The organism is Novipirellula methanifontis, from assembly GCF_052161655.1.
Lineage (GTDB): Bacteria > Planctomycetota > Planctomycetia > Pirellulales > Pirellulaceae > Novipirellula.
Genome location: NZ_CP197418.1, coordinates 1,462,137 through 1,481,353, shown reverse-complemented (window position 1 = coordinate 1,481,353; position 19,217 = coordinate 1,462,137). Strand labels below are relative to the sequence as shown.

Annotated in this window: 10 protein-coding genes; 5 read left to right on the top strand and 5 right to left on the bottom strand. The window is 54.3% G+C overall.

Annotated elements, in window-relative coordinates; genetic code table 11:
* The first annotated feature begins 441 nt into the window (after positions 1 to 441).
* A complete protein-coding gene (locus SH528x_RS05150) occupies positions 442 to 3,429 on the top strand; it encodes a zinc-dependent metalloprotease (protein ID WP_442509458.1) in 2,988 nt (995 codons plus the stop codon).
* 378 nt (positions 3,430 to 3,807) lie between these two features.
* Here the strand turns inward: SH528x_RS05150 and SH528x_RS05145 are convergent, their stop codons facing one another.
* Together SH528x_RS05145 and SH528x_RS05140 are read right to left on the bottom strand one after the other, a co-directional pair.
* Positions 3,808 to 4,836: a transposase gene (locus tag SH528x_RS05145; protein WP_442509457.1), complete on the bottom strand. Its 1,029-nt coding sequence runs from the start codon at positions 4,834 to 4,836 to the stop codon at positions 3,808 to 3,810.
* An 837-nt stretch (positions 4,837 to 5,673) separates the two neighbouring features.
* On the bottom strand, positions 5,674 to 7,485 hold the full coding sequence (locus SH528x_RS05140; RefSeq protein ID WP_442509456.1) for a DUF885 domain-containing protein: 1,812 nt from the start codon (positions 7,483 to 7,485) through the stop codon (positions 5,674 to 5,676).
* Positions 7,486 to 7,558: 73 nt separating this feature from the next.
* On the opposite strand from SH528x_RS05140, the gene SH528x_RS05135 reads away from it, so the two are divergent.
* From SH528x_RS05135 to SH528x_RS05125, 3 genes are all read left to right on the top strand, one after another.
* Positions 7,559 to 8,515 (top strand): GDSL-type esterase/lipase family protein, encoded by a 957-nt coding sequence (locus SH528x_RS05135; RefSeq protein ID WP_442509455.1) that lies wholly within the window; start codon positions 7,559 to 7,561, stop codon positions 8,513 to 8,515.
* A gap of 587 nt (positions 8,516 to 9,102) precedes the next feature.
* Positions 9,103 to 12,384: an organic solvent tolerance protein OstA gene (locus SH528x_RS05130; protein ID WP_442509454.1), complete on the top strand. Its 3,282-nt coding sequence runs from the start codon at positions 9,103 to 9,105 to the stop codon at positions 12,382 to 12,384.
* Positions 12,384 to 12,728, top strand: coding sequence for a diacylglycerol kinase (locus tag SH528x_RS05125; protein ID WP_442509453.1), 345 nt, complete (start codon positions 12,384 to 12,386; stop codon positions 12,726 to 12,728). Before SH528x_RS05130 ends, SH528x_RS05125 begins: the two co-directional genes overlap by 1 nt.
* Before the next feature lie 207 nt (positions 12,729 to 12,935).
* Here the strand turns inward: SH528x_RS05125 and cutA are convergent, their stop codons facing one another.
* Positions 12,936 to 13,262: a divalent-cation tolerance protein CutA gene (gene cutA, locus SH528x_RS05120; protein WP_442509452.1), complete on the bottom strand. Its 327-nt coding sequence runs from the start codon at positions 13,260 to 13,262 to the stop codon at positions 12,936 to 12,938.
* 97 nt (positions 13,263 to 13,359) lie between these two features.
* Here cutA and SH528x_RS05115 point away from each other — a divergent pair, with 97 nt between their 5' ends.
* Positions 13,360 to 14,319: an efflux RND transporter periplasmic adaptor subunit gene (locus tag SH528x_RS05115; protein WP_442509451.1), complete on the top strand. Its 960-nt coding sequence runs from the start codon at positions 13,360 to 13,362 to the stop codon at positions 14,317 to 14,319.
* Positions 14,320 to 14,367: 48 nt separating this feature from the next.
* On the opposite strand, the gene SH528x_RS05110 is transcribed toward SH528x_RS05115, so the two are convergent.
* Together SH528x_RS05110 and SH528x_RS05105 are read right to left on the bottom strand one after the other, a co-directional pair.
* Complete coding sequence (locus tag SH528x_RS05110) at positions 14,368 to 15,021, bottom strand: hypothetical protein (protein ID WP_442509450.1); 654 nt, start codon at positions 15,019 to 15,021, stop codon at positions 14,368 to 14,370.
* 211 nt (positions 15,022 to 15,232) lie between these two features.
* Positions 15,233 to 19,201: an FtsK/SpoIIIE domain-containing protein gene (locus tag SH528x_RS05105; RefSeq protein ID WP_442509449.1), complete on the bottom strand. Its 3,969-nt coding sequence runs from the start codon at positions 19,199 to 19,201 to the stop codon at positions 15,233 to 15,235.
* Between the last annotated feature and the right edge of the window lie 16 nt (positions 19,202 to 19,217).

Genomic DNA, 19,217 nt, shown 5'->3' with positions numbered 1-19,217 from the left:
GCGGCTCACGGAATGACCGAGTTTTTACCGGAAGATTCCGAACGACATGCTCGGATCGAGCTGTGAAGCGGTCTCACAGGCGTCGGTCTCCTCGACGACATCGATGCATTGCCCTGGGACAATGACGATGCACTTTCCCCCCGGATACTGACATCAAAGCGATTTCCCGCTGCGATTTCTAGCTTTTTCGCATATAGCCTGTATCGATTTATCGGGTAAAGTGGATAAGGCAGGGCGGCTGGATGAACCATCTGGCACGTCGAGCCCGTAAAGAACGAACGAGGCTAATACGCGAACTATCCTAGATAGACGTAGTATCCTCACGCATGGACGCAGCCTGCCTGCGGTAAAAATCGAGTGACTTCCCCACAAGTCACTTGCCCTCCTTTTTCCAGTGTTCCTGTTTTCTGGCAATAATCAAAGAGAGCCGAAGTGATCGGAATGAAACCAATTCAGTATCTTGCAGCCGCCGTTTTTGCAGTGACGGTTGTCCCCAGTAGCTATGCCGACTTAGCCCCGTTTGACAAAGTCAGCGAAGGCTACACCGCGGTGCCAGTGTCGGACCAGCAAAACCCCAAAGGGTTGTTCAACCTGTGGCAACGCGAAAAGGACGCTCAGCTGTTGGGCGAACTGCCCAAAGCGTTTGCGGGCAAGAGTTACTTTATTGCATTGACGGTGGGCAGTGGTGACCGTTACGCCGGATTGCAATCGGGCGACTGGGTGGTTCAGTGGCGTCGCTACGGCGACCGATTGGCGTTGATCTCGCCGAACCTCGACATTCGTGCGACCGGCGACGCCGAATCCAAAGCGTCCGTCAAACGATTATTCACCGATGAAGTCTTGCTGGATGTTGCAATCCTAGCGACCGGTCCCAATGGCGGACCCGTGATCGACATGGATTCATTGTTGGTCAACAACGCAACGCGTTTCTTCGGATCGTCGGTACGCATCACCAACTCGCGTTTGCAAAAGATTGACACAGCAAAGGTTTTTCCTGAAAACGTCGAAGTCGCTTTCGAAATCGTCGGCAATGGTGGAAAACTGCAGACCATTCATTATTCGTTTAGCGAAGTCCCCGATGCAAAGAACGGCTTCAAATCACGTAAAGCCGACGAGCGTATCGGTTATTTCACTACCGCGTTTTCGGACCTCAGCAAATATGAAGACGAAGACACACGTGTCCGTTACATCAATCGCTGGAACTTAGAAAAACGCGATCCCAAACTCAAACTCAGTCCTCCTAAAAAACCGATTCGGTTTTATGTCGAACACACCGCACCGGTACGCTACCGTCGTTGGATCAAAAATGGTGTCGACTATTGGAACAAGGCATTTGAAAAAGTAGGCCTCGTCGACGCGATTGTGATCGAATACCAAGACGCCGAAAGTGGCGCGCACATGGAGAAAGCTCCAGAGGACGTGCGTTACAACTTCATTCGCTGGTTGAACAACGACGTCGGTACCGCGATCGGCCCAAGCCGAGTGCACCCCGAAACAGGCGAGATCCTTGATGCCGACATTATTTTGACCGATGGCTGGATTCGTCACTTCAATTTCAACTACCACGATCTGATGCCGAAATTGGCAATGGAAGGAACTAGCCCTGAAACACTCGCATGGCTTGCCAAAAATCCCAACTGGGATCCACGCATTCGCTTTGCTCGCCCCGAAGACACCGCCCGATTGCAAATCGAGCACGCTCGTCAAGCACGTGGCGCGATGTCAGGTTACGCAATGGCTCAGGCCGACGCATCCTTGTTGGGCGACGATGAATACGACGGACTGTTTGGCCATGTCAGCCAAAAGAACGGCTTGTGCATGGCGGCCAGCGGAAAGAATCTTGATCTGGCGATCGCACGCATGAACTGGAGCCTCGCTCTGCTTGCGGACGAAGAAATCGCTAAGAAAAAGAAGAAGGACAAGGAAGAAAAAAAAGCCAAGGCTGAACAAACGGACGCTAAAACCGAAGCGTCCTCGGATGACAAATCCGCTGCTGATGACAAGGATGCCGACAAAGAAAAGGCAGCCGAGGACAAAGAAGAAGCGAAATCCGATGATGAAAAAGACGAAGCCAAGAAGGAGCTCAGCGACCTTGTCGACGGCATGCCGGAATGGTTTGTCGGTCCGCTGCTAGCTGACTTGGTCGCCCACGAAGTCGGGCACACGCTCGGTCTGCGTCACAACTTCAAAGCATCCGCGATGATGAAGTTGGCGGACATCAATAGCAACGACGTCAAAGGCAAGAAGACGTTTGCCGCATCGGTGATGGATTACTCGCCGATCAATTACCGCTACGAAGCGGGTGAGACGCAAGGCGATTACGCAATGATCGACATCGGACCGTACGATTATTGGGCCATCGAATACGGCTACATCGCCGATGAAAAGAAATTGCCGGAGATTCTGAAGCGATGCAGTGAACCTGAGTTGCAATACGCAACCGACGAAGACACCAGCGGCCCGGATCCATTGGCACGACGTTACGACTTCGCTGCTGATCCGCTTGAGTACTGTAAAGAGCAAACCAAGCTGGTCAAATTGTACCGCGAACGTTTGCTGGACAAATTTGTCAAAGAGGGCGACAGTTGGGCCAAGGCTCGACGTGGCTACGAATTGACACTAGGCCTGCAGACCCGCAGCGTTAGCATGATGGCCAACTGGGTCGGAGGTGCGTTTATCTACCGCGACAAGAAGGGCGATCCTGGCAATCGTCCCCCTGTCGAAGTTGTTCCTGCGGAACAGCAACGCGAAGCCCTGAAGTACGTGATCGAAACCTCGTTCACCGATGACGCGTACGGTTTGACCCCCGAGTTGCTCGAACGCATGAGTGTCGACAAATGGCTTGATGGCGGAGGACATACTTCGATGAGCAGCGAAGCGACTTGGCCGATCCATGATCGCATCCTCGCCGCTCAAGCAAGTTCGTTGACCTTGTTGATGAACCCCACGACGCTTCGCCGCGTTTATGACAACGAGATGCGACTGCCATCAGACCAGGACGCGTTGACGCTGCCTGAACTGCTGGACACGATTGGCACCGCCGTCTGGACCGAACTCGATCAAGATTGTCCTGAGAGCCGAGACGATCGTCAAACCATGATCAGCTCGCTGCGTCGCAACTTGCAACGCGAACACATGCAGCGGCTCGTTGACCTTGTTCTTGAACAAGACAGCTCGACCGCTGCATACAAGCCGATCAGCAACTTGGCTCGTATGGAGCTGAAGGGTCTGCAGAAACGGATCGATGCGTCACTGGAGAAATGTGGCAAGACGATGGATGCCTATTCACGTGCTCATTTGTCGGAAGCATCCGAACGGATCGCACGAGCACTTGAAGCGGGTTACACCTACGGCGACGGTAAACCGCAGCGTGGCGGCGGACTGATGCTGTTGTTCGGCGAAGATGTCCAGCAGAGCTACACCCCGTAGATCCACTGACAAACGTCATCTTATTGCGATAAGAAAGACAAACAGAAAAGCCCCACTGGAACCCATTTCCAGGCGGGGCTTTTTTCGTTGATGAATCGCAATCCTGGACTGCTAAACGTTGGGCTTGTCGTCGGATATTGAGGGTAAGTTTTTCTTCCGGCTTATGCTGCAGTTACCTCTCCACCGACGAAGTCGGGGGAGAGGTCGAGCACGCCCTTTAGGCGTTGCTCGGGTGAGGGGGCGACCGCGCTATCATCCGAGCAATTCCGGTGCAAACGGTGTTATCGTCGGCGAGTGGCTTGCTCGGTCAGCCCCCTCACCCGAACGTCGCTGAAGGCTCCGTTCGACCTCTCCCCCAACAAAGAGGTCGTGCAGCTTTTAAGCTGTTTGTTTTCCTAGACTTATGGCTCTTTGCTGTAGTTTATCCAGACGCAGGAGATTTTGAGCTAGGACCAACAGACCGGTCTCGCAGCGGGCTCGCTTTATTCCGCGACCGTGAAAGCGGTCCACTCGCCGGTTCCCTTTGGCGTCGCCAAAGGAGAGTTCCACGGTTTGCCCGCGTAAACGATAAAGCGTCTCGCAAGATTCACTTGCCATCTTCTCGCGTTGAGCCTCCAGCATCTCTTCGCCTTCGATTCGCTTGATTCGTCGTGGGCCTTTACCGCTGAGACAGCGTTCGGCCAACGGACATCCCTCACAGAACTTCGCGTCACACTGATAGGTCGATTGGTACACGTATCGGTCGCCCATACGCATCTTTTTTTCTCGCCACAAATAGGCTAAGCGGTGACCTTGCGGGCACACATAGCAATTCAATGAGGCTTCAAAACGAAATTCTTCGCGGGGAATTTGAATTTCGCCGCTGCGTGACTTCCGCTTTGCAGCGCTACCGCTGGCCGATGGCGGTGCCAGCAGATCAATGTTCCGATCACACGCGTCAGTAAGGTCAAGAATGCTGCAGTAGCTGCCATCGGCCAGCACCCTCTTCAGTTGCCCGCCGAACATCTTTTGCGTCTTGTCGATCATGGGGGCCAGCGTGCCCGCATCGGTTGCAGAGGCTTGACACAGATAACTAACAATCAGTCGACTGACCGGATCGACCATAAATTGAACGGTATACAACGGCCGATACGTCTTGCGTTTATCGCGGCCCAGCGGCGCAATGGGGTCAGTCAAGCTGACGGTGATCTTGTCAGGATCTTTGCGTTTATCACTCGGCTTTTTAGCGTTTTCATTAATCCGTTGCTCCAGTACGATGGCGGCCGCCTCGATTCGAGAGGCCAAATCTTGTCGGCCTGACTCCGTTGGCGGCACCCATTTTGGAAGAGGATCGGTTCGGCAGTAAGTGCCGTCGATCAGTTCTTTTAAGAGTTCCTGTCGCCTCTGGAGAGTGTTGCGATTGACCATCCGAGCCGCGATGCACAGGCGGCAATCGACGTGCCATCTAGAGCCACCGTGGTCGGGTCAAGATGCCCTTGCTCGATGGCCCGTTGGGTCACGTCGTCATGAAGCCTCTCAATGACGTCGCCGATGCGATCACGAAAATCATACCAAGTTCGACGAGCCGGCGTGTATCCATGACCGAGCCATTGCATCGCTTCGTTGAGCTTGGCTTCTTCCTCCCAACTTGCAGGGCTGAGTCGTCTTCCTCCCAACTTGCAGGGCTGAGTCGTCCCTTGAGGTACTGATAGAGAACCATCTGCAACAGCAGAATTGGATCGTAGGGCTCCTGGCCCCTAACGCTGTACAACCGATCGACTTCGCTACGATCGAGTTGTTCGACCTGCCGGCGAACAATTCGTGCAAGATCGTCCGGCGGAAGTTTGGCATCAATTTGTTTCCATCGCTGATCGCTTGCTGGCAGAGGGACGGGGCGATAACTGACTTTTTAATCGTCTCTGAATCGTTTATGCTCATGGCGACCTCCGTATGGCTTGGAAAGAACAGCGACGCACATTCTGTGCGAAATCCCAATCCAAACGAAGGTCAATTTTTTTTGCGCTAAACCCAGTCGTTAAAACAACTTAAAACCTGCACGACCTCCAAAGTTGGTGGAGAGGTGGCAGAAAAACGGCGCAACTAAAAATCACAACAAGCCCAAAGAGTCTAGCGGCCAAATGTCTAACCAGATCAGCCGACAACCTTGGACTAAAGTCCAAGGCTATCGTCAAAGGTGCCTCCGGCACCCAAACGGCAACTTCAATACTAATGCATCGGGCTATGAATTTTGGCCGGGTGCTCTCTTTACCGTTGCAATTCGGCCTGTTCGGCCCGCCACTCGATGATCCGCTGTTCGAGTAGCGGCAGCGGAATCGACCCGACCGATAAAACGCGGTCGTGAAACGAACGAAGGTCAAACGCGTCGCCGAGTTCGGCTTCGCTTTCAGCACGCAAACGCGAGATTGTCAGCTCGCCCATTTTGTAGCCAAGTGCTTGGCCGGGCCATCCAATGTAACGATCGACTTCGGCGACGATGTTGTGTTCGCTCAGCGCCGTATTTTCCCGCATGTACCCAATCGCTTGCTGGCGACTCCAACCCATGTAGTGGATGCCGGTATCGACAACCAATCGACTCGCTCGCCATGCCTCCATACTCAGCCGGCCAAAGTCCTGGTACGGATCTTTGTAAAAGCCAATTTCCTTTCCAAGTCGTTCACTGTACAACGCCCAGCCCTCGATGAACGCGGTGAAGTTGCTTTGCCGACTAAGCGGATGCATCCCTTCAAGTTCGGCTTGCAACGCCAATTGCAAATGATGCCCGGGAACCGCTTCGTGCATCGACAGTGACTCGATTTGGTATAGCGGCCGCGACGACAAATTGTAGGTGTTGATGTAGTAGAAACCGCCACGAGAACCATCGGTCGCCGGCGGCCAATAGTATGCTGATGTTGTTTGTGGAGCGACATAATCCGGGACCTCACGAATTCCATAGGGAATCCGTGGCAAGCGGCCAAACAACTCGGGCAACCGACCGTCCGCACGCTTGAGCACCAAAGCTACGCGCTGCAATAACTCGTCGGCCGTTTTTGGATAGAACTTGGGATCAGTGCGAAGGTGGTGCAAAAACGCTGGCAGATCGCCATCAAATTTCACCTGTTCGCGAATCGCCTCCATCTCTTCACGAATTCGTGTGTTCTCGCGTTTCCCGATCTCGTGAACCTCTTCGGGCGAAATATCCAATGTAGTAAAACGATGGGTGCGGTCGCGGTAGAACGCCCGCCCATTAGGCAGGGATGAAGCGCCTATGGTTCCGCGACACGCCGGCAGATACTCGTCCTTTAGAAAATCCGCCAACCGTTGGTACGACGGGATCACGCTTGATTGTATTGCGGCGGCGATTTCAGCAGTTATCTGTTTCCAAGTTTCGGCGTCAAAGCGATCTTTGGCTTCTTCGTTGATGTTGGTCATTAACAGAGACATCGACGGATCGTCCACGACTTGAGCCATCACTTGGTCGACCGAGTCACGCAGAATGATCGCAGGCTGAGTCAGCCCCACGTCGATTCCTTTTCGCATCCGCGCGATGTGTTGGTCCGTGTACTCGGAAAACGCTTTGAGTCGGCTGACGTAGTTTTCAAAGTCTTTGCGAGTTCGTGGATTCATCACCCGAGGCATCTCGGGGAACGAAATGTGAAATCCTTCGCGATTGTTGATCGGCATCAAGTGCGTCTGGAATTCATGATCCGCAATGTCCGATTCCAAACTCTGCTGCAAAATCGCGTAGTCGATTTGCCGCAGTGGGCTCAGAGATTGCGGCTCAATCGACTGAAGTTCGGCCAAGAATTTTGTCGCCTTCTTGCTGCGTCGCTCAATCGCTTCGAGGCTCTGGTCCGCCAATCGATCTTGTCCTCGCGGGTCTCCGACATCCGTTGCCAACAACGGAAACTCTGTCAGTTGGAAATCCCAAACTCGGTCCAACAGCTGATTGATCGCAGCATCGCCGGATGGCGTTTTAGGTTGAGGAGAAGACTCGGCGGGGATGGCAAAACCATTTTGCAGCGTCATCACCGCGATCAAGAGGGCTAGAAAAGGATTGGCAGGGCACTGAAATTTCATGGGACCTCACTCGACTTGAAGTTTTTTGTTCACGCAGAGGACACGTGTCGACTACGATGTTTTCCGGCTCGCCATGAACTATAACAAGTCCCTCGACTACTCGACGACGCCCACCGATCCCGCCTGCCTAGGAACACTTCTGATGCGACAATTGTTGACGCCCTTTGTTTTTTGCGTTGCGTTTTTGGCTTTTCACACCTCGATGGCTCAAGACGTTGCCGCCCCCCCCACCGAACCAAATCTGGCTGCCGAACCAAAACCGGCCCCCGTTGCTGCCAATGCCACAGCGGCTTCGGATGCCCCCGTGGTATCGAGTGACGTGCCGGTTTCCGACGAGGTGGCGATTACCGCAGCCGACCGTGAAGCCATTTTGAAGCGTTGGCAGCGTGAGATCGTTTCGCTCGAAAAGAAAAACGAGTCGCTAGAAAGCAATGAAGATGCGATCTTGTTTATCGGCAGCAGCAGTGTCCGCCGCTGGGACTCGATCGCAACCGACATGGCTCCGTTTCGCTGTATCGAGCGAGGTTATGGCGGATCCAAGTTCAGCGACGTTTCGGTTTTTGCAAAACGATTGATCGAGCCTCTTCAATACCGAGCAATGGTGATGTTTGTTGCCAACGATGTCTCCGGCCGCCCCGACGATCACTCGCTGGAGCAGATCGAAGCATGGGTACGCTACATCGTCGGGGTGTCGCGAGCCCACCAACCCGATGCTGCTGTGTTGATTGTCGAGATCACGCCCTGTGAGAGTCGGTTTGCGTCGTGGGACAAGATCCGGGCAGTCAACTCGCTATTAAAAGAAATCGCCCTGACGACGCCTGATACCTATTTCATCCCCACCGCCGAGCACTATTTGACCGCCGACGATCACCCACGGCCGGAGCTGTTCGTCGGCGACAAACTGCATTTGAGCCCACCTGGGTACGAATTATGGGGCTCGCTGATTCGCCAGCGACTCAGCGACGTGCTGCGTCAACGAGCCACCGCCGACGCAGCGGCCGATTCGTCGGAAACGGCGGCCGCCAAATAAAGAAGTGTGGACTAAGCGTGGACTGCTGATTTAGTACGACATCATCGCTGTTATGTTAGCCGTTTCGGCGTTAGCGGGCTGTTGATTTAATCGAAATGCAAATCCCAGTGGTGAGCCGTGGGCCGTAAGGCACCGGGTAATGCGTGGAACCCGGCCGCTCACGCGCGAGCGGCTCACTAAATCAACAAGCCGCTGCCTCGGTTGGATGGTGACGAAACCGTGGCTAGCGCCAAAACGGCTAACTAAACCAACAGCCCGCTCGCGCCGCTACCAACGTAGAGGGCTTTCGCCGTGGGTGGGCCGAGCCGAGCTGAACTCCAGAGGCCGAGTTTCACTGTGTTCCACGCGGAAAATTTTGTGACAAACTAGTGATTCACCCCGTTTTTGCGTGATTTTCTCGGTTGTGATCGAAGGAAAAGCATTCGTATACTCCGCGAGACTCTTACTCACGGGATACGACGCATTTGGTCGGCAAGGAAGCCACCACCGATATACGTTTCACCAGGTTCAAGTGGACAACACGCGAACCTGAGAGGACGGCTGCGCATTCACGTTTCCCATATTCGTCGCAGCGATATGGGATTTCTATGATCGCATTGTTCTTGATGGCAGCATGGTTGCCGTCGATAGGCAATGCAATCGAGCCCGATGTTAGTGCGGATCCCGTCCGTGTCAGTGGCAATGTGATCTATCGCTGGGCCATCGGCACGTCGCAAGCCTCACTGCTAGAGGGCGATTGTGTGTTGCAGCACGGCGACAAACGCATCGCGGCCGAATCGATCTTGGTCGTCGTCAGCGGTGATGTCGGCCATGTTCGCAGCGAAGTGGTCGCCGACGGTATTCAACTGCCCAACGGAACCCGCTCGGGTCCTCGCGTCATGGATTTTCTGACGCTAATGGATCCCGAAGTTCAAGCGCCGCTGTATCGCGGAGTCCCCGATCTAACACCACGTTTGATGCAATACCGAAAGCCCTCCAAGCCACCACGGCTAGGATTCGGGGCCAAGACGGTCGCACTTGCTTCGGGTGAATCCAGCTCAGGAAATGCGAACAAATCGGCTAGCGCTGTATCGATTGGCATCGACCCAAATGGCGCCGAATCGACTGGCGCCGAATCGATAGGCTCAGTCCAGCAAACTCAATACCAGTCCGCCCCGCTACAACAACCCAACTTTGCCAATCCAGTCTTTGCCGACCCCGGTATCGACAGCGGTGCGTTCCAACCGGCGCAGGAACCAGGACAGCAAGTGTTGTCGGGACCGAGCAATTGGTCCGTCTCGCCTAACGTGGTTCCCCCACAAGTCAGTTTCGATGTTGCCCCGGGAAGCTTGCTGCCGACGGACGGCTTCGCCAATTCACCGCCACCGATCACGATGTCCGATGGGGCGACCAGCGGCGGATTCCAATTCTTTGTCGGCGGCGGAACACGAAGCGTTGAAGTGCTTGCCCGCGGCTCGTCGATGCCGCCGCAAATCGAAACGATCAACCGTCCCGAAGCGGGTGAAACGCTGATCGTCGCACGCGGCGGTGTGACCGTGCTCGTTCGTGACGTCTCAGCTCAATTACCGAGCGGCGAACTGATGCAATTGGGCACGATTTCGCTTTCGGCCGATCGCATCGTTGGCTGGCTTCCACTCGTGACCAACCTGTTCAACGGATCCACGAACCTATCGGAAGCACAAGGCGAACTGTACCTCGAAGGCGACATTGTCGTGCGTCAAGGTGAGCGAATCATTTACGCCGAGTCGATGTACTACAACATCAATACCGAACAAGGGATTGTGCTCGATGCGGAAACGATCACGACGATCCCCAGCTATCAAGGAATTGTTCGCCTGAAAGCCGACGTGATGCAGCAAGTCGCGCGAGGCAACTTTGTCGCCTTTGACGCTGCGGTAACAAGTAGCCGGATGGGCGTTCCACGCTATTGGCTGCAGAGCGAACAATTGGAGCTGACCGACCGCACCACCACGGTTGTTGATCCAATCACCGGCGTTCCGACGGTACAACGTGATCCGTTCGTTAGCAGTCGAGACAACTTTACGTACTTGGGGGGATTCCCCATTTTGTATTGGCCTCGGTTTGCAACCTCGCTGCGCGAACCGACCTTTTATCTCAGCGGAGCGAGTGCGCGGAACGACAGTATTTTCGGCAGCCAACTTCTGCTGGACTTTAACTTGCTGCAAGTGCTCGGCATCGAAAATGCGCCGGAAGGTTTGAAATGGGAACTTTCCACCGATTACTTCAGCGATCGAGGTCCTGCGTTGGGGACCACACTGAATTACCAATTGCCAGGATTGTTTGGCGTCCCCGGCCCGACGAAGGGCTATTTCGATGCCTGGGGAATTGACGACAAAGGCACCGATACGCTCGGCGGAGGTCGCAAAAACCTGACTCCCGAAGAAACCTATCGCGGCCGAGTCTTTTTGCAGCATCGGCAGATCATGCCCAACGACTACGAACTGGTGGCCGAACTCGGTTTCCTGAGCGATCGTAATTTTCTGGAGCAGTATTTCGAACAAGATTGGGACCAGAAAAAAGACCAGGATACCTCGCTGCGACTTCGCAAGTACTGGGGCAGCAACCTACTGGAGCTATCCGCTAACGCCCAAGTCAACGATTTCTATCAAGAAACCGAACAACTGCCGGGACTGGATCACTACTTGATTGGTGGTTCGTTGTTTGCCGATTTGTTTACTTGGTCGGCTCACAACCAGATCAACTATTCGCGTCTGAACGCGGCGGACATCGCCAACGATTCAACCGAAGCGGCCGCGATGTCGACGCTTCCTGGCGAACGACAAAGTTCGGGTATCGTCGCTCGCACACGTCAAGAATTATCGTTGCCCGTCCAAGCAGGCCCGATCAAAGTGGTGCCCTACGTTTCCGGCGAGGCAGCCCACTATGGCGAAGCAAGCGACGGAGATTCGTTGACTCGGTTGTTGGGACAAGGCGGGGTGCGGGCAAGTTTCCCAATGTCGCGGGTCGATCCTACGATCCAAAGCAGTTTGCTAAACATCCGCGGATTGGCACATAAACTGGAGTGGAAAGTCGACTACTTTTACGCAGACAGTGATACGTCGCTCGACGAATTGCCGCTGTACGATCCACTGGACGACAATTCGCAAGAACAATTCCGGCGTCGTTTTATCATCAGCGATTACGCTGGAATGCTGCCCGCTACATTTGACCCACGCACCTATGCACTACGTCAAGGCACACAGAAATATGTCGTCAGCGGCAGTGATGTGATCGCGGACGATTTGCAACAGGTCCGACTTGGACTTGATCAACGATTTCAAACCAAACGCGGTTTACCCGGACTTGAACGGATTGTGGACTTGTTCCATTTCAACACCGACGTGTTGTTATTTCCGGAAGCGGATCGGGACAATTTTGGCGAGACCATTGGCCCTGCCACTTATGACACCGCCTACCACATTGGGGATCGTGTCAGTTTGTTGAGCGATGGTTATTTTGACTTTTTCGATTCGGGACTTCGTTCGATCAGTGCTGGCGTACGAACCAGTCGTCCTGGCGTGGGGGACATCTACCTCGGTTTGTTGTCGCTCGAAGGGCCGATCAGCAGTACGGTATTCCGCAGCGCAATGGATTATCGTCTAAACGAAAAATGGCTGGCCTCGTCCGGGATGACCTACGACTTTGGCGCTACGGGGAACATCGGCCAATCGTTCGGGCTAACTCGTATCGGCGAATCGTTTTTGGTTCGCCTGGGAGTCAATGTTGACAGCGGACGTGACAACGTCGGCTTCGGCTTTATGATCGAACCTCGCTTCTGGCCATCCGCACGACTCGGCAATGTGGGTGGACAATTGATTCCGCCGCCGGGCGTCGAGGGGCTGGAGTAATGCGATTCATCCAAACTTGGATTATGAAGTTTGCGGTCGCGTTCCGCGGCTTGGGGATCTCATTTCGTGATCAATCCAGTCTGCAGTTGCATGTGCTTGCCGCCGTTACGGTGCTGTCGATCGCGGCCTATTTGAAACTTGAATTGTGGCGTTGGGCGGTCTTGGTTTTGGCAATCACGGTGGTCATCGCCGCAGAACTGATGAATACGGCCATTGAACGACTCGTTCGCGTCCTGCATGCTCAGCGTCATCCTGAGATCGGGGATGCATTGGACACAGCCGCCTCAGCGGTGCTGGTGACCGCGATTGGTGCGGCTGTCATCGGCGTGATTGTGCTGCTGTAGTGAGACCGTAGTGGACGAAGCTACGAGTCCCGCCACGCCACCATTCCGCAAGGACTCGTTGCCTCGTCCACTACCCAAGTATTGAGCAGCGAAGGAATGCTGGAAGCCTATCTCACATTCCCGTAGCGAAAGTCGCGAAGACTTTCGTCCATCCCTGCCCCCGCTCAAAACTCTTAGCGAGTTTCGCTACGGATAGCCTAACCTACGTTAGGTTGTTTGGTCGACGACCCAGGCTTGGTAGCCTTCACTTGCACCGGCAATTCGCAGCATGATAATTTCGGGTTCATCGTATGGGTGCGATTTCAGTAAACGTTCTTTCAGGATCGGCCACACGGCGAGTGTGGTTTTGATCATCAAGCGAAATTCACTGGCGTGTTCCACTTGGCCGTTCCAGCGATAGACGCTCTGGATAGGACCGTCAATTTGCACGCATGCTGCAAGTGATTGAGCCACCAATTCGTTTGCCAACCGCTGGGCGTCCGCCTCCAACTCGACGGTCGAAATGACAAGAGCGAGATTAGATGAATCTTCCATATTTTCGTTCTTCCTTGGCAGAAATCGCATAAAGTACTAAGCATTGATTGTAGTAAGCACTCCATTCACAATGGAGATACAATCGCATGCCCCGCCCATGAAACATTCCAAACTCGACATAGCTAGCCAGCCCATGATCTTTCGCTACCCCCGCGCCAAAACCCTGCTCGGTTTCTTGGCACTCGCATTGATCAGCACGACGCAAAGTTTTGCTCAGAAACCTAGCGAACAGCAACTCGAAGTCTCCGAAGCTCAGGTATCGCTGATTCACAACACCTTTATCGCATCGCCGATCTCTGGCGTGGTAGAAAAAGTACTAGTCAGCGAAGGCAATTCCGTTCTACCGGACGCGTTGCTGATCCAATTAGACGACCAACGCTTTCGCACCGAACTTGAGGCCGCCGTAGCCGCACATCGCGCGGCGAAGTTGGAAAGCGATAGTGATCTGGACGCAAGATATGCTCGCCGGGCTAAGGAATTCCACGTGCGTCAGTTCGAGCAATCCAAGCAGGCCAATACGAAGTTCGCAGGGGCGATTAGCGATTCAGAAGTCGAGAAACTGCGGCTTGTCGTTGATCAAGCGGTGCTTGCGATTGAACAAGCCGAACATAAACAACAAGTCGCCATCGCCCACACCAGCGAAAAACAGGCTGCGGTCAAGATCGCGGAACAACGAGTCAAAGATCACGCAATCCGCGCCAGTGTCGGTGGCCAAGTGGCGGAGATTACAGTCCAGCCGGGTGAGTCTGTGGAATCAGGCAAGCCGCTGATTCGAGTCATCTCGCTCGACCCGATTCGTGTGGAGTGCTTCATCGACGGCCGCAAATACGGCTCGGAACTGGTCGGCCGGCACGTGCAATTTATTTGCGAAGAACTTCCTCGACTGGACGATGCTTCCGACCGCCCCGCTGAGTTCAGCGGCAGCGTGACCTTTGTTTCACCCGAAGTCCATCCGGTTACGGGCCAAGTGCGTTTGTGGGCTACCGTTGATAACCCCCAAACGCGGCTACGAAGCGGCATGCGAGGCCGACTGGTCATCGCCGCCAAATCGAACTAGTCGCTTTGCAACGGTAACTCGGACGTCAGAGACGGCCGGCGACGATGACTAGTGATGGTGGTGGATTCCAGGATGGCCGTACCATGGTGATGGTACCGGATGACGGTAGCTGCTATGAATGTCACTGGACTGCGAATATCCATACAGTGCGATCTCAAGTTGACGAATCAACGGATTCGCTTCGGACACAATCACTTCTCGCATATGGGCCATCGCATAAAAATCATTGGTGCGTGCCCCATCGTAGCCTTGATGCTGTAGTTCACCATACAGCCGAGCCAACAACGCTTTCGCTTGACGTACGTCGCTCTTGATGTGCTCAGTCAAACCTGTGGATTGTCGGTTCTGCTCAGCCGCTTCGTGCAAAATCGTATGCATGTGCTGTTGCAGTCGATCGATCTGATCCACGTAGCCTTCGATCGAATGCGAATGCTCGTAGTCCTGCGACAACTTGTGGGCATCTTCGTGCAGATGGCGAGCAACCTTGGCTAACTGGTCCGCATAGTCGTCCAACTGAACCACATTGGGAACGTGGGGTGCGGGGGCGGGGTGCCAATAATCGTGGCCCCAATTACCTCCATGCGTTGGGCCGTAATACGGTTGCGAATGCTGAATCTGCGTTGGCGTGGATACTTGGGCATCGGCTTGGCCGGATGCAAAGGCTACTGATAACAAGGTGGCGAGAGTGAATAGGCGTGACATCGTTGGCTCCATAATCGTGGTTTGAGAGATAGGAGTTTCACAATGCACTGGACGTGCCAAACGGTAATAACCGCATTTTTTACGTGTTTCACGCAACCCGAATTCCAAAGTGCCGTCACTTCGACAACGCCGCGGCGTCTCAAAATGACATCGGCCGTTCGGCCGGTTGACGCCTCGCCATTTGGACTACCTATTGGCGAATCACTGAAATTCAGGAGGACGTCAGCCAAGCTTTTACGTCAGCCGGATCGGGAAGATCGCACTGACGGAACTTGCTAATCCGCCCGTCCGTATCGTCATACAGCAACATCGTGGCAGCCGACAATTCGGACGCCATTGGCGTATCGATTAACAGAGCGGAATCCGACGCGTTCATGCGTCCCAGCACTCGCAGTTCTAAATCGTGTTGCGAGGCACGCGGCAACCATCGCGACAATGTTTCCGCCGAACCGCTGACCACGATTGAAAACACATTTACCGCCGGACCATCACGCAAACACTCTTGCAGGGCCGTTGCACCGCTGACGGAACTTGCGGCGGCATCGAGTGAAAAGTTAAACGATTCCTCTTGTCGCAAGTCGCGAAAACGTTCAAGCGGATCGATGACCAAAATGATCGGAGGAAAATCGCCATCTTCCTTCATCCGTTCTTGAACAATCCCATGCACACGAACGATCTCGTTTTCAACGTCACGCAGTTTGATTATTTTTGACGAGACGCCTGATTCACTTAGCCATGGCCCCACAGACTCGCCGTCATCAACGCGTGCGCCGTCGAAATAAATCACTTCGGTACGCGGATCGGATTTGAAGAAACTGGCCGCACAGGTCGCCACGACGGCTCCGCGTGAATCCGCTGGTGCCATTACCAATAGATTGCGGCCCGTGTCCCGAGTCAATTTCACGGCGACCGGAGGCCCAATTTCGACCGCTTCACCCAGCAATCCGTACAGCGATTTGTCCTCGGACGAAGGCACGACCTGGTTTGCTAGGACCGGCGTCCAGCGACAAGGTCGATTTCCCTCGAACACCACCGCCGGAGGTAGAGATTGAACGTGGCCTTGGTCTCGATGTGCGATCGACTGCAACATCTCGCGATGAGCGGAATTGGACAGCCATGCGACTTGAAATGGTTGGTTGCCTTCGATCAAACCACCGGCATCATTGTAGATCGCTTCGCCAGGACGGCTGATCAATCGAGCGGCGGTGTTATCGTCGGCGAGAATCAACGCGGCGTCAGCTTCACTGCACTGCATTGCGATCCGCACGGCCATTTGACCGAGCGTCGCACGTGGCAACGAGTAGGCTCCGGCCAACGACTGGCTGCTCAAAACGACATGCATTCCAAACGAACGACCTTGCCGGACCAAGCGATCCAACAACATCGCACAATCGCCCGCCAAGCGGTCATCGCGAATGAACAACTCTTGAAACTCGTCAATCACCAACATAATTCGTGGCATCGATTGACCGCTGGACTTTCGATATTCGTCCAGTTCTTGTGCACCGGCGGCGCGAAATTTCTCGCCGCGTTGCTGCAGTTCTTCGTCGAGTCGTTGCAGCACGCTGCGGCCAAATTCTCGCTCACTTTCGATCCCAATCACACGGGCATGTGGAAAACTTGCTTCGGCGTACGGTTTAAATTCAACGCCCTTCTTAAAGTCGAGCAGATAGAATTGCAGCTCATCGGGCGTGTACCGATAGGCCCCCGATGTGATGATTGCGTGCAGCAGCGTACTTTTTCCTGATCCCGTTTTCCCCGCGATCAAGACGTGTTGGCGAACGCCCTCACCCAAATCGAGAGACAAGTGCCGGTTTGCACCCTGGCTACCGATGGGAATGTTGATGCGGTCAGCAGTGGATCCGCCCGCGGCTTGAATATCTTTCAAAATGTCCGCAAGCGGGATCTCTACTCGCGACGCGGCAATAGCAGCCTGTCCGACTTCTTCGACCAAAGCGGACCGTAATTTTATGGGCGGCGAAGGATCAGGTTGGAACGGCAAATCATCGAGACCATCCTGGATCACACGCCACTCGCCATCGTCGTTCAGGTCAAGACGCAGCAATTTGTCGGTGTTCGGCAACGGCGTTTCCGATGGCCACGGTTTGGATTTATCGCTAACGATGACAGTGAAAACGCCACAGCGTAGCCCGCTTTCGAGCAACGCTTGCAGATGTTTGTAGCCTTCACGGGTCAGACCCTCGGGGAAACCGATCGCCGCGATCATGCGATAGGGCTCGGCCATCGAACCTGCGAGTTCGTTGTAATCTTCGATCCGCTGAAAGCGATCACGCAAACTCGATTGCAATACATCTTCAACATGTTGCGCGATTTCGCCGAGTCGCTCGGTGATTTGCGTTTCACTCGTCCAAACGCGGTGTCCCACAAGCGATGGGTCATGGTCAGCGAGTGCCATGAAGCTTGTGAAATTTTGGCCGCGTCCGACCGGATCAATCAATGTCAATTTGGATCGCCCCGGCGCAGCGCCGGTCAACATTCGCCACAACACCTGATGAGCCATGTCAATCGCTTGATCGAGTCCCTCCGGCGACGCGGAGATCAGCAAGCCACAATGCAATCGGCGGTGCAGCACGATTGGCAAACTTTCGGGGACATCGATCTTTGCCAATGTTGCGGTAGGAGATGGCGATGAATTATGCGTCTGGGAATTATGCGTCTGGGAATTATGTGTTTGAGAATTATGTGTCGGGGAGGGCGGCGTGTTGTTTTCTGCGGGCGTACTCTCCAGCACGTGACGCAATCGGTGGTTCACCTGCAATCGCCCGACCGGCAAATAATCGAGCGACCAATCGGTTGGCCCAGGCTTTTCGATCACAGTTTGCCAATTTGGAAATCGCGAATGAACCTGCTTGGTACTCTCCGAAATACGACGGAGTCCTCGCTGGACCCCCTCTTCGAGCCGCTGGACCAAGCGTGCACGTTCGGCATCACGTCGCTGGGCCGCAGCGATTCGCTGCTGCGTCAACGTTTGGTCGGTGTCGGCCAAATCGGTTGAGATTCGACTTGCCAGCGTGTCGGCCTTGGCCAGCATCGTTTCGCTAACTCGTTGCCAAGCCGCTTTGTATTCTTTGTTGGCTTGGCTCAGTGCTCCCGCCAATTTTTGCTTCGCTTGGTCACGCTCGGTGTTGATCGTTTGTTCGAGCAGTTTCAATTGCTCGGCTCGCCAACGTGCTGCGGTTTCGAGATGAGCGTCACGTTGGTTGAGCAGCTCGACCTCGGCTTCCTTGGCAGTTTTGGCAGCGATTTTACGCCCCGCCTCTGCCGATTCTTCTGCGGCTTCAGCGATGCGTTCCACGATCGGATGCAATTCTCGCGTCATCCGTTTCAGCGGCATCATCAGCAGCAAAAAGATAGTGAAGCCAATGATTCCAGCAATCGGAACTCCCGCTGCCATTGGAATCCAGGGCGGATCAAATTTCAACATCATGACGGCGATCGCCCAGACGACGATAAAGACGCCAACGCCAGCGGGCAGATAGAATGAATCGACAATTTTCGACGCCGCGCCGGTCTGCATCTCCGCCACCGTCTGTTTGCAGCGGCGCGTCAGTGTATCGATGGCTTCGATCGATTCTCGGACATCGTGCGGTGCTGGCAACCGCTGATTCTCTTCAGGCGTTTGTGCTGGCGGCACGTCGGGCAACTGATCGAGTCGCCGCAACGTCAACGCACGTGCCCACTCTAAATGTTGATAAATTGGATTGAGGGCTTGATCGATATGCTCGATCTCTTTGTCGCGATGGATCCCGGGCTTGTCTTTGCGTTCGTTGTATTGATGATGGATCGCGGTACATCTTGCTTTGACTTTGCGTTCAACCGCATCCTTCCACACGCTAGCTTTTTTGCGATAGACGGCGCCGAGACGATTAAGTTCTTGACGGTTCTTGATCGCAAACGTTTCGTACTGGCTCGTCAGCTTCTCTTCTTGCTCGTCCCACTCCAGCAGCATCCCTCGACGCATGTGGCGACAGGCATCGGTTTTAACAGCACGTTGCGAGCCAAGGTTTGATTCTTCGCTTTCGCTCTCCTGAGCATGACGCTCGGTCAGCGATTGATGCTCAGCCACGCTGGATCGAAACCGATGCTCCAGCCCTTCCAACAGACGGCGTTGTCGCGTCGGATGTAACAGTCCAGCTGGACCAACGGATGAATCTTTCATTGTTAGCAGCGATCTA

Coding starts and splice junctions, on each gene's coding strand:
- SH528x_RS05150 (WP_442509458.1), top strand. CDS start 442: ATGAAACCAATTCAGTATCTTGCAGCCGCCGTTTTTGCAGTGACGGTT.
- SH528x_RS05145 (WP_442509457.1), bottom strand. CDS start 4,836: ATGGTCAATCGCAACACTCTCCAGAGGCGACAGGAACTCTTAAAAGAA.
- SH528x_RS05140 (WP_442509456.1), bottom strand. CDS start 7,485: ATGAAATTTCAGTGCCCTGCCAATCCTTTTCTAGCCCTCTTGATCGCG.
- SH528x_RS05135 (WP_442509455.1), top strand. CDS start 7,559: ATGAACTATAACAAGTCCCTCGACTACTCGACGACGCCCACCGATCCC.
- SH528x_RS05130 (WP_442509454.1), top strand. CDS start 9,103: ATGATCGCATTGTTCTTGATGGCAGCATGGTTGCCGTCGATAGGCAAT.
- SH528x_RS05125 (WP_442509453.1), top strand. CDS start 12,384: ATGCGATTCATCCAAACTTGGATTATGAAGTTTGCGGTCGCGTTCCGC.
- cutA (WP_442509452.1), bottom strand. CDS start 13,262: ATGGAAGATTCATCTAATCTCGCTCTTGTCATTTCGACCGTCGAGTTG.
- SH528x_RS05115 (WP_442509451.1), top strand. CDS start 13,360: ATGAAACATTCCAAACTCGACATAGCTAGCCAGCCCATGATCTTTCGC.
- SH528x_RS05110 (WP_442509450.1), bottom strand. CDS start 15,021: ATGTCACGCCTATTCACTCTCGCCACCTTGTTATCAGTAGCCTTTGCA.
- SH528x_RS05105 (WP_442509449.1), bottom strand. CDS start 19,201: ATGAAAGATTCATCCGTTGGTCCAGCTGGACTGTTACATCCGACGCGA.